Here is a 15,411-nt window from a genome sequence, read left to right on the forward strand (position 1 = left end):
TTAGTTAAAACTAACTATTATAATTATGAAAGGTATTTTTCTTACATTAAAACAATCTGGCAGGAGGAATGGAAATGAAAAAACAGAGTCTGGAAAATGGAGAAGCGCAGGCCTTGGAAGTAAGCGCTTTGGCTGCATTTCAATGCGCCCCTGTTTTGGTGGGTTTAAAGCCATCCAATCTTTTTATTATTCGCACACAGTGTTTAAAAGGAGCTTTACAGATGTTAGTAAAATTAGGAGTTTGCTGTAAAGTGCTGTACAGGAATACAGTAAAAAGTATTTTGCTGGTGTACAGAAAAGAGATGATGAAAAGTGTGCTGAGACAAAAGGAGGCTGCTGAGTTTTTAAAGGATCTGGGATACCAGGAAGCCGACTGTCTGGAAAGACTGCTTGTAATGTTAAGCGGCCGGTATGCAGACCATTTGGAAAAGAAAGCAGAATTCCCCCATGAGTTAGGTATTCTTTTAGGATATCCCTTAACAGACGTGAAAGGATTTATTGAGCACGAGGGAAAAAATTGTCTCTGTGTAGGATATTGGAAGGTTTACGGGGATGTGGAAAACGCCAGAAACACATTTCGCCTTTACGATCAGGCCAGAAAGGAACTTGTAGGAAAAGTGCAGCAGGGGGCTCTTTTGAAAGCCGCTATTCAGCAGTGGGGATTAGCTCAGGCTTTTTAACCAGCCTTTAAGAAATAGGAGGAAAGTAAAATGGCAAAGGTAGTAGTAGCATATTGGAGCGGAACAGGCAATACAGAAAGAATGGCAGAAATTATTGGAAACGGAGTAAAGGCGGCAGGTAAGGAAGCGGAAGTAGTTTCCATGGATGCTATATCTGCAGCTGATTTAAAGGATGTTCCGGCATTTGCATTAGGCTGCCCCTCTATGGGAGACGAGGAGCTGGAAGATTCAGTGGCTGAAGGCTTTGTGGCTGAGGTGGAAAGCTTTGCTGCTGGAAAATCTATTGGTTTATTTGGCTCCTACGGCTGGGGCGACGGACAGTGGATGAGAGACTGGACGGAGAGAATGAAAAATGCAGGAGCTACTGTAATAGGAGACGAGGGAGTAATCTGCTGCGGCGAGCCTGACGGGGATGCTGAGGTTACCTTGGAGGAGCTTGGAAAGGCTTTGGCGGCATTAGTATAAAAAAGAATAAAGCAGGATGGTTACAGACCGGGTTCAAATAGGGCTCACATCCTGCTTTTATAGATAAATAAACAGTGTAAAAGGAGGTTAATATGAGCGTAGTTATTATTGGAGGACACGACAGAATGGTCTGTCAGTATCAGAAGCTTTGTAAGGCATATCGGTGCAGCGCAAAAGTATTTACTCAAATGTCGGCAAATTTATCAAAACAAATTGGTTCCCCTGATCTGGTAGTGCTTTTTACAAATACAGTATCTCACAAAATGGTAAAATGTGCGTTGGATGAAGCTAAAAAAAGTAACGCTCAAGTAGTTCGCTGCCATACCAGCAGCAAAGCGGCTCTTCAGGAAATTTTAGAAAAAGAAACAGGAAGATGCTAATCTTGAAAAATATTCTCAATAACATGCTGAAAAGTTAGTTGACATTAACTTCCATGAGGAATATAATTAGTACCGTAATAAATGCAAATGAAATTTATTATCAATTATTTTATATGGAAAAGAGGAGATTTATGATGCCTTTAACCATGGCAAAAGAGGGAGAAGTTAACTCAATTAAAAAAGTAGGGGGAAAAGAAGAGGTTCGCAGATTTTTGGAGAGCCTGGGATTTGTCGTAGGCGGCAATGTCATTGTAGTTGCTGAAAACAGCGGCAATCTGATTGTAAATGTAAAAGAGTCAAGAGTTGCAATCAGCTGCGAAATGGCCAGAAAAATTATGATTTAATTTAGCTGGACCTGCAGATGAGATAAAGTAAAGAGCCGGCTTGCCGGGAATGGTGGAAAGGAGAACAGATATGCAGACATTAAAGGATATTGGCTGTGGAAAAAAAGTATCTGTAGTGAAGCTCCATGGGGAAGGCGCTGTAAAACGCCGTATTATGGACATGGGCATCACAAAAGGAACAGAAGTTTATGTCCGTAAGGTAGCGCCTTTAGGCGATCCTGTGGAGGTTACTGTAAGAGGATATGAATTATCCCTGAGAAAAGCAGACGCACAGATGATTGAGGTTGTGTAGAAATACGGACAGATTCAGCCTGGTTGAATACCGGCGATTTTTTTTAAAACACAGTTAGCCAGCTCTAACTTTTGGAGATAAAACAAAACTGAGCAGGCAGTTATAGGAGGATTATGAAATGGCAGCAAAGATTGCATTAGCCGGAAACCCTAACAGTGGTAAGACTACGCTGTTTAACAGCCTTACAGGGTCTAACCAGTTTGTAGGAAACTGGCCTGGAGTAACGGTTGAAAAGAAAGAAGGTAAGCTGAAAGGCCATAAAGATGTAATTATTATGGACCTTCCGGGAATTTATTCCCTGTCACCGTACACACTGGAAGAGGTGGTTGCAAGAAATTATCTGATCACTGACAGACCAGATGCGATTTTGAATATTGTAGACGGCACCAACTTGGAGAGAAACTTATATTTGTCCACACAGCTGATGGAATTAGGCATTCCTATGGTAATGGCTGTAAACATGATGGATATTGTGGAGAAGTCAGGGGACAAAATTGATATTAAAAAGCTTTCCAGAGACTTAGGCTGCGAGGTAGTGGAAATTTCAGCTCTCAAGGGAACAGGAATTACACAGGCGGCTGAAAAGGCAGTTGCTTTGGCGCAGAGCAAGACAGTAAAGGCTCCTGTACATAAATTCAGCCAGGAAGTAGAAAACTATCTGGAAGAAATTGAAACATTTTTAGGAAATGATATTCCTGAAGAGCAGAAACGTTTCTATGCAATTAAGCTGTTTGAAAGGGACGACAAGATTGCTGCCCAGCTGAAGCAGGTTCCAGATGTGGAAGCCATTATTAAAAAGGCTGAGGAAGCTATGGATGATGATGCAGAAAGTATTATCACAAATGAGCGTTATACATATATTGCTTCTATAATTAAAGATTCTTATGTAAAGAAATCTAAAAATCAGATGACAACATCTGATAAAATTGACCGTATTGTAACTAACAGATTTGCAGCTCTTCCTATATTTGCAGCTGTAATGTGGTTAGTGTATTATATATCTGTAACAACAGTGGGAACATGGGCTACTGACTGGGCCAATGACGGCGTATTCGGAGACGGATGGAGCTTATTTGGACTAGAAATCCCAGGTATTCCTGTAGCTTTGGAAGGCCTTTTAACATCTATTAATTGTGCTGACTGGCTGCAGAGCCTGATTCTGGATGGTATTGTAGCAGGCGTAGGCGCAGTATTAGGATTTGTGCCTCAGATGTTAGTACTGTTCATTTTCCTTGCATTTTTAGAGTCCTGCGGTTACATGGCTCGTGTGGCTTTTATTATGGACCGTATTTTCCGCAAATTCGGACTTTCAGGAAAGTCATTTATTCCAATGTTAATTGGTACAGGCTGCGGCGTTCCAGGAGTTATGGCGTCCAGAACTATTGAAAACGACAGAGACAGAAAAATGACAATTATGACCACTACATTTATTCCATGTGGTGCAAAGCTTCCTATTATTGCTTTAATCGCAGGCGCTTTATTTAACGGAGCTTCCTGGGTTGCTCCAAGCGCTTATTTTGTAGGAATCGCAGCAATTATCTGCTCTGGTATTATTTTAAAGAAAACAAAAATGTTTGCCGGAGATCCAGCCCCTTTTGTTATGGAGCTTCCAGCGTACCATATGCCTACAGTTTCCAATGTACTGCGCAGCATGTGGGAAAGAGGATGGTCCTTTATTAAAAAAGCGGGAACTGTTATCCTACTGTCCACAATCTTTATTTGGTTTACATCCAGCTTTGGTTTTGTAGATGGAAAGTTTGGCATGGTAGAAGATTTAAGCCAGGGTATTTTAGCAAGCATCGGAAGCGCGATTGCATGGCTGTTCGCTCCTTTAGGATGGGGAGACTGGAAAGCTGCAGTGGCTGCTATTACAGGTCTTGTTGCTAAGGAAAACGTAGTAGGTACTTTTGGTATTCTTTACGGATTTGCAGAAGTTTCCGAGGAAGGTGAGGAGATCTGGGGAACTCTTGCAGGAAGTTATACACAGGTAGCAGCTTATTCATTCCTGGTATTTAACCTGCTTTGCGCACCTTGCTTTGCCGCTATCGGAGCAATTAAACGTGAGATGAATAATGCAAAATGGACATGGTTTGCCATCGGCTACCAGACAATCCTGGCATATTCTGTTTCCTTCTGTATTTATCAGCTGGGCACACTTATTACAGGTGGCGGCTTTACAATCGGTTCTGTAATTGCGCTTGTTGTTGTAGTTGTATTTGGATATCTTTTGTTCCGTCCTTATAAGGAAAGCAACTCTCTGGACGTAAAAGGACTGGCAAAAGCTTCATAAAGTGAAAAGAGGGATTAAATGAATGCTTCAACGATAATTGTACTTCTGGTTGTAGTGCTTCTGGCCGCTTTGGCTGCCAGAAGCATATGGAAAGACAAGAAGTCAGGAAAAACCTGCAGCGGCTGCAGCGGAAATTGCGGCCACTGCCACTGTGCAAAGTAAAAAGAAAATAATATGGCATAGTCAGGAGATGATAACACAATGTGGCAGAAAGATGAAATTTTAAAAGAACTGAAAAGGCGGGGGAAGCGTATTACGAAACAGCGTCTAATATTGCTGGATGTGATTTTGGACGGTCAGTGGACCTGCGGAAAAGAGATTTATTATGAGGCGATCAAACGTGATTCTACCATTGGTTTGGCGACAGTTTACAGAATGCTGGGCACCTTGGAAGAAATCGGAGCGTTAAGCCGGTTTTATCACTGTCACTTTCAAAGCTCCTCCTGCGGGTTTGAAGGCGTCGAAGCTGGTTGAAGAGAAGAAAAAGGAGACTCTGTGAAATAATCTGGAGACAGATTAGGAGCAGAGTCTCCTTTTTTGCTGTAAAAGTAAATATAATTAGCAATTTTTTACAAAACATAATGGATATTTTGGGAAATATTCTTTATAATATAAATGTTGATAAAAAAAGAACAGGAGGGATGAAGGATGCAGTCATTAAAATTAAAAGATGATTTTTACTGGACGGGAATTGTGGATGATCAGCTGCGGGTGTTTGATATTATTATGTACACTGAGTTTGGAACTACGTACAATTCTTATGTGCTGAAAACAGAAGACAAAACAATTCTTTTTGAAACAGCTAAGGCTGGTTTTTTTGACGAATATTTGGAAAAATTAAAGGAAATTACAGATATTGAGTCTGTGGATTATCTGGTGGTGGATCACACAGAGCCAGACCATGCAGGCAGCGTGGAACGCCTTTTAGATATAAATCCTAATATAAAAATTGTAGGAACAGGGTGCGCCATAAATTTCCTGAAAAATATAGTCAACAGAGATTTCTACAGCTTGGCAGTAAAGGATAATGAAACCCTGACTATTGGAGGAAAGACTTTAAAGTTCCTGGTAGTGCCTAATCTTCATTGGCCGGATACTATGTACACCTGGATTGAGGAGGACAAGGTCTTAATTACATGTGATTCCTTTGGCTCCCATTATGGCTTCCACGGCATTTTAAGAAGCAAGGTGACAGAGGAGGCAGATTACTGGAAAGCTACAAAATATTACTTTGACTGTATTATTGGTCCCTTTAAACCATATATGATGAAAGCCCTGAAACGGGTGAGAGAGCTGAATCCGGAAATGATCTGTACAGGCCACGGCCCTGTTCTGGATGAAAAGATTGCAGAGATGCTGGACAAGTACGAGGATTGGTGTACAGTTATAAATCCGAATAAAAATAAAACGGTTATTATTCCTTATGTAAGCGCTTATGGATATACAAGAGAGCTGGCAGAGAAAATCGGACAGGGAATTAAGGACAGCGGACCGGTAGATGTAAGGGCATACGATATGGTGGAGGCGGACCAGGGGAAGGTTTTAGAAGAGCTGGGATTTGCCGACGGAATACTGTTTGGAACGCCTACTATTGTAGGGGAGGCATTAAAACCGATTTGGGATTTAACTACTTCTATTTTTGCAGGAACTCACGGAGGAAAATATGCCAGCGCGTTTGGAAGCTACGGCTGGAGCGGAGAAGGGGTTCCCCACATAATTGAGCGGTTAAAACAGCTGAAAATGAAGGTGCCGGACCAGGGCTTAAAAATCAAATTTAAACCAGGTGAGGTAGATTTAATAGACGCCTATGAATATGGATATGATTTTGGCTGCCTGGTGCAGGAGAAAGAAAATCCAAGGAAGAAAAAGGGAGCCAGAAAGCTTGTAAAATGCCTTGTGTGCGGTGAGATTTTCGACTCCTCCCTGGACACATGTCCAGTGTGCGGAGTGGGCAGAGAAAACTTTGTGGAGGTAGACGTGGAGGACGTTACCTTCCGGGAAGATACACAAGACTTTTTTGTGATTTTAGGCAACGGAATAGCAGGCCTTTCCGCGGCAACGGCAATACGTGAGAGAAATAAAACAGCTTCGATTGTAATGATTTCAGAGGAAGACTGGGATACATACAATCGCCCCATGCTGACTAAATCTATGATGGCTGGTTTAAGTCCGGAACAGATTGGAGTGCATGAAAAGGGATGGTATGAGGAACAGAATATTATTCGGATTCTGGGAAAAAAGGTAGAAGCTATTGAGAAAGATAATAAAATAGTAATTTTAGCCGGGGACATGAAGCTTCAGTATACAAAGCTGATTTACGCTCTGGGCGCAGAATGTTTTATTCCTCCTATAAAGGGCTGTGATAAAGAGGAAGTAGTTGCCATAAGAAAGATTTCTGATATTCAGAAAATTAATGAGCTGCTTCCAAAAGTGGAGGACGTAGTAGTAATCGGCGGAGGCGTATTAGGGCTGGAGGCTGCATGGGAATTTAAAAAATCCAGATGTAAGGTTACAGTTCTGGAGGCCGCTCCATGGCTTATGGGAAGGCAGTTAGATCAGCCTGCTTCAGATCTTCTTGTGTCCATTGGAGAAAAAGAGGGAATCACTGTGCGCACAGGCGTAAGCATAGAAGAAATTGAAGGCGGAAACCAGGTGACGGGAGTGAGAATCCAGGGGGGAAAAGTGTTCCCTGCTCAGCTGGTGATTATTTCCGCAGGTATACGGGCCAATACAGCTTTAGCTAAGGAAGCCGGCCTGGAGACAGACAGAGCAGTAGTTGTAGATGAAAATATGAAAACCAGCGTTTCTGATATTTACGCCTGCGGAGACTGTGCCCAGTGGGACGGAATTAATTACGGTATATGGCCGGAGGCTTCAGAGCAGGGCAGAATTGCCGGAGCCAACGCGGCGGGGGAAAATATATCTTATCAGGCTGCTTCACCGGGAGTTTCCTTCCACGGAATGAACACAGCTTTGTATGCAATCGGAGACAATGGAAAAAATAATAAGCTGTCATACAGAACAGTGGAGACAAAGGATGAAGCTAAAAAGCAGTATGAAAAATACTACTATGTAAATCGCCGTTTAAAAGGAGCAATTCTTATTGGGGACGTTTCTAAAATGGCGGAAGTAACAGAAGAAATTCAGTAGGGGAGAGGAAATGGAAAAACACCATATTATACAGGTAGAAGAAAAGGTGCCTTTTAGCCTTCTGGTGCCTTTAAGTATTCAGCATATGTTCGCCATGTTCGGCGCTTCTGTGCTGGTGCCCTTTGTGTTTGGAATTAATCCGGCTATTGTGCTGTTTATGAACGGCGTGGGGACGCTGCTGTTTATTGTTCTCACAAAGGGAAAGGCTCCGGCCTATTTAGGCTCCAGCTTTGCATTTCTGGCGCCTGCAGGTATTGTAATCGAAAAGTACGGCTATGCCGACGCATTAGGAGGCTTTGTGGCAGTTGGCCTGTTAGGCTGTGTAATTGCTCTTATTATTTACAAATTTGGCTCCTCGTGGATACATGTAGTTCTGCCGCCGGCTGCTATGGGGCCGGTGGTGGCTCTCATAGGCTTGGAGCTTTCCTCCACTGCAGCGGACAATGCAGGGCTGCTGGCAGAAACTATTGATCCTAAAAACCTGACTGTATTTCTTGTAACCTTGGGAACAGCAGTATTTGGATCTATTTTGTTCCGGGGATTTTTGTCGGTTATCCCTATTTTAATTGCAGTTGTAGCCGGGTATTTAGCGGCTCTTTTCTGCGGAATTGTAGATTTTACAGAGGTGGCCAATGCTCCTTTTTTTGCCCTTCCTAATTTCTCGGCGCCCAGATTTAATCCTGAGGCTATGATGATTATTCTCCCAGTAATTTTGGTAATTACCTCGGAGCACATTGGCCATCAGGTTGTAACCGGAAAAATTGTAGGGAGAGATCTTTTAAAAGACCCTGGACTGCACAGGTCTCTTTTAGGAGACAATTTGTCCACCATGCTTTCCGGACTGATCGGTTCTGTGCCTACGACTACATATGGTGAAAATATTGGAGTTATGGCAGTGACAAGAGTTTACAGCGTCAGAGTAATCGCGGGAGCGGCAGTTCTTTCTATTGTATGCTCCTTTATTGGAAAGCTTTCCACCTTAATCAGCACCATACCAGGACCTGTAATAGGGGGAATTTCCTTCTTGCTGTACGGAATGATAGGAACCTCCGGCCTGCGCATTCTGGTGGATTCCAGAGTAGATTATGGATATTCCAGAAACCTGGCCCTTACCTCTGTCATCTTTGTAACAGGCTTGTCCGGCATCGCAGTAAAAATCGGAAATATTCAAATGACAGGAATGGTTTTAGCCTGTGTAGTAGGAATGATTCTCAGCCTGATTTTTTATCTGTTAGATAAGGCTCATTTGACAAATGACTGGGAAAACCAGGAAGATTAATTTTGAAAAAGGGATTGCTTTAACAGCGATCCTTTTTTTATGGAAAAAGTTATTGATATTTGAGAATAATAGTCGTATAATAATTTTTGTCAATAGTTAGCTAGTTAATTATAAACTAGTTAATAATAAACAGGCTAATTAAAGCGTCTTTAGATTTACAGGGGAGAAAGAAGGAGTAAATATGAATCAGGAAGGGAAAAAGGAAAATAATATATATTCCAGGAGAGTAATCGGGCAGATTATGTTTATGAATAATATGCATAAGAGAATTTTAGACAGAGCGGTGGCAAAGACAGGAGTTTTTCGCAGCCAGCATCAATTTTTGATGCATATAGCCAGATTTCCTGATGCCTCCCAAAAGGATATTGCCTCTCACTACCATATTTCCACCGCCACTGTAGCAGTGGGGTTAAAAAAGCTGGAAAAGGGAGGATATATAGTGAGGGCTGCTGCGGAAACTGACAACAGGTTTAATCAGATTGCAATTACAGAAAAAGGAGAGGAAGTTGTAAAACAGAGTATTCACATATTTCAAAATGTGGAGGAAGGTATGTTTCTGGGATTTTCTAATGAAGAGATGATTCAATTAGGAAATTACATGGAGAGAATTAATAAAAATCTAAAGGAGTTATTTCCAAAGGCAGAAAGGGAGGATTGACAGTGAAAAGATATGGAAAATATATAAAACCTTACAAAAGCACGTTTATAATGGGTCCTATACTTATGCTGACAGAGGTATTGGGAGAGATTATGCTTCCTAAGCTGATGTCTATGATTATTAATTACGGGGTGGCGGAAAAAGACATTGGCTATATTCTGAAAATTGGCTTGATTATGGCTTTGGTCACTGTAGTTATGGCGGCAGGAGGAATTGGGGGAGCTTATTTTTCTGCGAAAGCCTCTATCTGTATGACAAGTGATTTAAGGCAGGATTTGTTTGGCAAGGTACAGGATTTTTCTTTTAAAAATATTGATGATTTCAGCACAGGGTCGCTGGTAACTAGGCTGACCAATGATATTCAGCAGGTGCAGAATGTAGTGATGATGGGGCTGAGGCTTATGCTGAGAGCGCCGGGGATGCTGGTGGGAGCCCTGGTAATGGCCTTTTTAATGAACGGGCAGTTGGCTGTGATTATATTAATTGTCATTCCTCTGCTGGCTTTAAGTATTGGGGTGATTTTAAAAACAGCTTTTCCTAGGTTTGAAATCATGCAGAAAAAGCTGGATACTTTAAACTCCGGAATTCAGGAGGCTCTTACCAATGTAAGAGTAATCAAATCATTTGTAAGAGAAGATTATGAAAATGAGAAGTTTCAGAAGAAAAATAAAGAGCTAAAGGACAGCAGCTTAAATGCTATGAAAATAGTAATTGCCACTATGCCGGTGATGATGCTGGCCATGAATATTACTACTTTAGCTGTAGTGTGGTTCGGCGGAAATATTATTATTGCAGGCAATATGCCGGTAGGAGATTTAACAGCCTTTACCACATATATTGTGCAGATTTTAATGTCTCTTATGATGCTTTCTATAGTATTTTTACAGTGGTCCAGGGCCATGGCTTCTATTAAGAGAATTAATCAGGTTTTAGACGCAGAGATTGATTTAACAGATCAGGATGCAGAGAAAAAGGACAGTGAAATTGAAACAGGCAAAGTGGAGTTTAGAAATGTTTCCTTTAGCTACGGAGGAAAAGAAGGCAGCATGGTGCTGGAAAATATTAATTTTACAGCAGAGCCAGGCACTGTAACAGGGATTATTGGAGCTACGGGAAGCGGAAAAAGCTCCTTAGTGCAGCTAATTCCAAGACTTTATGACGTTTCCGCAGGGGAAGTGCTTATAGACGGAATTAATGTAAAAGATTATTCCCTTCGCCATTTAAGAGATAAGGTGGGAATGGTACTTCAGAAAAATACCTTGTTTTCCGGGACTATAGAGGAAAACCTGAGATGGGGAAATGAGAACGCTTCCATGGAGGAAATCAAAGAAGCTGCTGAAAGCGCTCAGGCAGACGGATTTGTCACTGGCTTTCAAAATGGATATGATACAGACATTGGCCAGGGCGGCAGCAATGTGTCCGGAGGCCAAAAGCAAAGGCTGTGTATTGCCAGGGCTTTGCTAAAAAATCCTAAAATCCTGATTTTAGACGACAGCACCAGCGCGGTGGACACGGCCACTGAGGCGAAAATCCGTCAAAGCTTTGACACTGCCTTAAAGGAAACTACAAAAATTATTATTACCCAGAGAATTAATTCTGTAGAACATGCAGACCAGATTATTGTGTTGGACAACGGAAAGATTATAGGAAAAGGCACTCATAACCAGCTGATTGAAAGCTGCGAGGCGTACCAGGAAATCTACTATTCCCAGAAAGACAGGGAAAAGGAAGAGGAGGCGAGGGCATAATGGATGACAGAAAGAAAAGTCTTATGAGGCGATACGGCGGAAATCCGGCTCAGACAGAGAAAAAGCTGGCCGGCGGCAGAGGGCCTGGAAGAATGGCTCAGCTGGGAACTGGCAAGCCGGGAAATAGCAAGGACACAATAAAACGTCTTCTTTCTTATTTGGAAGAGGATAAAATGAAAATTGTTTTAGCATTTTTCTGCGTTATTATGAACACTGTGGCAATGCTGGCCGGCTCTTATATGCTGCGTCCCATTATTAATAAGTTTATCGCCCCTGTAACAGGAAAAGGAGATCCGTCAGGTCTGGCGGGAGCCCTCTTTATTTTAGCCTGTATTTATCTTATTGGAGTGGCGGCCAACTACGCCCAGTCTAAGGTTATGCTGACTGTGGCCCAAAATGCCCTGCAAAAGCTGAGAAATGAATTATTTGGAAAAATGCAGAAGCTGCCTGTAGGCTTTTATGACACCAACAGCAACGGAGATTTAATGAGCCGCTTTACTAACGATGTGGACACAGTAGGGCAGATGTTAAGCAATACATTTGTACAGCTGTTTTCAGGAGCATTAAGTATTATTGGCACATTGATTTTAATGGTATATACCAACTGGATTTTAACTCTTATTACAGTTGTTATGATTCCCTTAATGATGAAGGCAGGAGGGGCTGTGGCTCACAGAAGCCAGAAGTTTTTTAACGCCCAGCAGTCTTCTTTAGGAGCGGTAAACGGATATATTGAAGAAATGATTACAGGGCAGAAAGTAGTAAAAGTATTCTGCCATGAGGACGTGGCAAAGGAAGAATTTGCAGTGCTAAACCAGGACCTTAGAGATAATCAGATTAAGGCCCAGTTTTTCGGCGGTGTTATGGGCCCTGTAATGGGAAATTTAAGCCAGATGAATTACACCTTGACAGCATGTATAGGAGGACTTCTCTGTGTGCTGAAAGGCTTTGACGTAGGAGGACTAACTGTATTTCTAAACTTCTCCAGACAGTTTTCCAGACCTATTAACGAAATATCTGTGCAGGTGAGCAATGTGTTTTCAGCTTTGGCAGGGGCTGAGCGGGTATTTGCTTTAATGGATGAAAAGGCGGAGGAAGAGGATAAACCAGGGGCAAAGGCGCTGGAGAACATAAAAGGCAATGTGGTGTTAGAGGATGTTACATTTGGATATGTGCCGGAAAAAAATATATTAAAGCATATCAGCCTTTATGCAAAGCCGGGCCAGAAGATTGCCTTTGTAGGCTCCACCGGCGCAGGAAAAACTACAATCACTAATTTAATCAACCGTTTTTACGATATACAGTCAGGCTCTATTACAATAGACGGAGTAAATATCAGAGATATTCAAAGAGACAATTTAAGAAGAAATATTGCTATGGTGCTCCAGGATACTCATTTATTTACAGGCACAGTAATGGAAAATATTCGTTACGGCAGACTGGACGCTACAGACGAGGAAGTGATTCAGGCAGCGAAAACAGCCTCCGCCCATTCATTTATTATGAAACTTCCCAAAGGATATGATACAATGCTAGAGGGAGACGGAGCTAATTTAAGCCAGGGTCAAAGACAGCTGTTAAATATTGCCAGGGCGGCAGTGTCAAAGGCCCCTATTCTGATTTTAGACGAGGCTACCAGCTCTGTTGATACCAGAACGGAAAAGCACATTGAAAGGGGAATGGATCAGCTGATGGCTGACAGAACTACATTTGTCATTGCCCACCGCCTTTCTACTGTGCGGAATGCAGACGCTATTATGGTGCTGGAAAACGGAGAGATTATTGAAAGAGGCGGCCATGATCAGCTGATTCAGGAAAAGGGAAGATATTACAATTTATACACAGGATTAAGTCAGTTAGATTAAGGAGAAAAAATGAGTTATTATGTAATTGTCTACGACAGGGAAAATGTATTTCACAGCAAAGCTGATCTGTTCAGTCAGGTTGAAAAAGAAAAAAATACAAAAGAAAATTCAGACTTTGAAGATTATCAAAAAGCTTCTGAGGACCTTAGGGCCTGGTTTCTGGAAATGATTAAAAATTTCCCTCCTGCCAGGGGAGAGTTTTCTCCTGAAAAAGAGAAGGTGGAAAATAATGAGGAGCTGAGAATGCATTTAACAGATTATTTTGTGAGCAGCCACATGATATACGCCGCCTTTCATCCAAGTGTGCGGAAACAGGCAGGCGATGTGGCAAAAAAGTTAACTATGGTGTACGATTTAGGGTTTTATGATACAGACCAATGACTGTCCCGTTCCTCTTGCGCCTTAACACATTCTATGATATTATGTATCGAGTAAAAACTGGCGGAAAATAGCCGCCGGCGCAGTCCGGCCAAGGCGCCGGCAGGGCAGCAGCCTTGGGGCGCGCTTTTTATATAGGGTAAGAAGAAAGTGACAGAAGAAATATGGAACAATATTTGATTGTATGTCCTCTTGTATTTCTGGCAGGTCTTGTAGATGCAATTGCAGGAGGGGGAGGATTAATTTCCCTTCCTGCTTATTTTCTGGCGGGAGTGCCTACATATACAGCCTTAGCCACTAATAAGTTAGGCTCCACTATGGGGACTGTGGTATCTACTGTCCGCTTAGCTAAAAATGGTTATGTAAATTTTAAAATAGCAGGATTTGCAGCTGTTGCCTCTGTCATTGGGGCTGTTGCGGGAGCCAATTTAACTTTAATGGCGGACGAGACGATTGTAAGGCATATGATGATTGCCGTTCTGCCTGTAGTTGCATTTTATGTTCTCAGGAACAAGGATTTAGGGGACTGTGAAAAGACTAACACAAAAACAGAAGGGCAGATGGCTGTCCTGTCTTTTTTCATTGCTTTGGCAATGGGGATTTATGACGGATTTTATGGTCCCGGCACAGGAACATTTTTGATTCTGCTTCTTTGCGGAGTGGCTAAAATGGACATTAAAAGAGCTGCAGGTGTGACAAAGGTACTGAATTTGTCCTCTAATGTGGCGGCTTTAATTACATTTTTTGTTAACAGAAGAGTAGATTGCCGGCTGGGCCTGGCGGCGGGGATTTTCTGCATTGCAGGTCATTATATAGGCTCCGGCATGGTGGTAAGCAACGGCAAAAAGGTCATTCGGCCTGTGATCCTGGTGGTCCTGGCTATTTTGTTTGTGAAATTATTGGAGGAAAACATATGAAATGGAAAAAGTTTACTTTAAGCACCACAACTGAAGCTGTAGATCTGATCAGCAGTATGCTGGATGAAATTGGCATTGAGGGCATTGAAATCCAGGATAATGTGCCTTTAACAGAGGCTGAGACAAAGGGAATGTTTATTGACATTCTGCCGGAGCTTCCGCCGGATAACGGGGAGGCGAAAGTCAGTTTCTATTTGGAGGACTTAACAGATTTAGACAGAATTTTAAAAGAGATTGAAGAAGGACTGGACGAGCTGTCTTTATTTGTAAATGTAGGAGACAGAACAATTACTGCTTCAGAGACAGAGGACAAGGACTGGATCAACAACTGGAAGCAGTATTTTAAGCCGTTTACAGTGGACGATATTTTGATTCGCCCTACATGGGAGGAGACGCCAGAGGAGCATAAGGACAAGTTTTTAATTTTAATTGATCCTGGCACAGCCTTTGGAACAGGGCAGCATGAGACTACTCAGCTGTGTATCAGACAGCTGAAAAAATATATAAAGCCAGGCTGTAAGGTGCTGGATGTAGGCACGGGAAGCGGAATCCTGGGAATTACAGCATTAAAGCTGGGGGCAGGAGAGGTTTTCGGCACAGATTTAGACGAAAACGCCATCACAGCAGTGCTGGAAAACTTAGATTCTAACGGGCTGGACCCGGGACAGTTTTTTGTGATGAAGGGCAATATTATTGACGATAAGCAGGTGCAGGATAAGGCAGGCTATGAATGTTATGATATTGCAGTGGCAAATATTCTGGCGGATGTTATTATTATGCTTCAGAAGGAAATCCCTGTGCACATTAAAAAAGGCGGAATCTTTATTACCTCAGGCATTATTAACATGAAGGAAGAGGCGGTAAAGGAAGCGTTTCAGGCCAATGAAGCATTTGAAATAATAGAAATCACAAGGCAGGGAGACTGGGTGTCTGTTACAGCCAAAAAGCTGTAGGAGACAGACAAG

16 protein-coding genes are annotated in these 15,411 nt (G+C 42.2%); all 16 read left to right on the top strand.

All coding sequences use genetic code 11. The features are described 5' to 3' along the window. Positions 1-74 precede the first annotated feature (74 nt). The 16 genes from C1A07_RS14710 to prmA all read left to right on the top strand — a co-directional run bounded on the left by C1A07_RS14710 (position 75) and on the right by prmA (position 15,399). Complete coding sequence (locus C1A07_RS14710; RefSeq protein ID WP_180952272.1) at positions 75-680, top strand: DUF3793 family protein; 606 nt, start codon at positions 75-77, stop codon at positions 678-680. A 30-nt stretch (positions 681-710) separates the two neighbouring features. Further along, positions 711-1,145 (top strand): flavodoxin, encoded by a 435-nt coding sequence (locus C1A07_RS14715; RefSeq protein ID WP_101877759.1) that lies wholly within the window; start codon positions 711-713, stop codon positions 1,143-1,145. 92 nt (positions 1,146-1,237) lie between these two features. Then, positions 1,238-1,525 (top strand): DUF2325 domain-containing protein, encoded by a 288-nt coding sequence (locus tag C1A07_RS14720; protein WP_101877760.1) that lies wholly within the window; start codon positions 1,238-1,240, stop codon positions 1,523-1,525. A gap of 134 nt (positions 1,526-1,659) precedes the next feature. Next, positions 1,660-1,869: a FeoA family protein gene (locus C1A07_RS14725; protein ID WP_180952303.1), complete on the top strand. Its 210-nt coding sequence runs from the start codon at positions 1,660-1,662 to the stop codon at positions 1,867-1,869. A 70-nt stretch (positions 1,870-1,939) separates the two neighbouring features. After that, on the top strand, positions 1,940-2,161 hold the full coding sequence (locus tag C1A07_RS14730) for a FeoA family protein (RefSeq protein ID WP_101877762.1): 222 nt from the start codon (positions 1,940-1,942) through the stop codon (positions 2,159-2,161). A gap of 118 nt (positions 2,162-2,279) precedes the next feature. Then, complete coding sequence (gene feoB / locus C1A07_RS14735) at positions 2,280-4,451, top strand: ferrous iron transport protein B (protein ID WP_101877763.1); 2,172 nt, start codon at positions 2,280-2,282, stop codon at positions 4,449-4,451. An 18-nt stretch (positions 4,452-4,469) separates the two neighbouring features. Continuing rightward, positions 4,470-4,613, top strand: a complete 144-nt coding sequence (locus C1A07_RS14740; protein ID WP_101877764.1) for a FeoB-associated Cys-rich membrane protein — start codon at positions 4,470-4,472, stop codon at positions 4,611-4,613. Positions 4,614-4,652: 39 nt separating this feature from the next. Continuing rightward, positions 4,653-4,925, top strand: a complete 273-nt coding sequence (locus C1A07_RS14745; protein ID WP_101877765.1) for a Fur family transcriptional regulator — start codon at positions 4,653-4,655, stop codon at positions 4,923-4,925. 174 nt (positions 4,926-5,099) lie between these two features. Continuing rightward, positions 5,100-7,601 (top strand): FAD-dependent oxidoreductase, encoded by a 2,502-nt coding sequence (locus tag C1A07_RS14755; RefSeq protein ID WP_101877767.1) that lies wholly within the window; start codon positions 5,100-5,102, stop codon positions 7,599-7,601. 10 nt (positions 7,602-7,611) lie between these two features. Then, positions 7,612-8,880 (top strand): uracil permease, encoded by a 1,269-nt coding sequence (gene uraA / locus C1A07_RS14760; RefSeq protein WP_101877768.1) that lies wholly within the window; start codon positions 7,612-7,614, stop codon positions 8,878-8,880. 181 nt (positions 8,881-9,061) lie between these two features. Further along, positions 9,062-9,538, top strand: a complete 477-nt coding sequence (locus C1A07_RS14765; RefSeq protein WP_101877769.1) for a MarR family winged helix-turn-helix transcriptional regulator — start codon at positions 9,062-9,064, stop codon at positions 9,536-9,538. 2 nt (positions 9,539-9,540) lie between these two features. After that, the gene (locus C1A07_RS14770) at positions 9,541-11,286 is read left to right on the top strand and encodes an ABC transporter ATP-binding protein (protein WP_101877770.1); all 1,746 of its coding nucleotides are present in this window, start codon (positions 9,541-9,543) and stop codon (positions 11,284-11,286) included. Further along, positions 11,286-13,151 (top strand): ABC transporter ATP-binding protein, encoded by a 1,866-nt coding sequence (locus C1A07_RS14775; protein ID WP_101877771.1) that lies wholly within the window; start codon positions 11,286-11,288, stop codon positions 13,149-13,151. Before C1A07_RS14770 ends, C1A07_RS14775 begins: the two co-directional genes overlap by 1 nt. 9 nt (positions 13,152-13,160) lie before the next feature. Continuing rightward, the gene (locus C1A07_RS14780) at positions 13,161-13,532 is read left to right on the top strand and encodes a hypothetical protein (RefSeq protein ID WP_101877772.1); all 372 of its coding nucleotides are present in this window, start codon (positions 13,161-13,163) and stop codon (positions 13,530-13,532) included. Between the two features lie 161 nt (positions 13,533-13,693). Continuing rightward, entirely contained in the window at positions 13,694-14,446 is a 753-nt protein-coding gene (locus C1A07_RS14785; RefSeq protein WP_101877773.1) for a sulfite exporter TauE/SafE family protein, read from the top strand. Further along, positions 14,443-15,399: a 50S ribosomal protein L11 methyltransferase gene (prmA, locus tag C1A07_RS14790; protein WP_101877774.1), complete on the top strand. Its 957-nt coding sequence runs from the start codon at positions 14,443-14,445 to the stop codon at positions 15,397-15,399. The genes C1A07_RS14785 and prmA overlap by 4 nt, the downstream gene beginning before the upstream one ends. Positions 15,400-15,411 lie beyond the last annotated feature (12 nt).

The organism is Lachnoclostridium edouardi (genome assembly GCF_900240245.1).
Lineage (GTDB): Bacteria > Bacillota > Clostridia > Lachnospirales > Lachnospiraceae > Lachnoclostridium_A > Lachnoclostridium_A edouardi.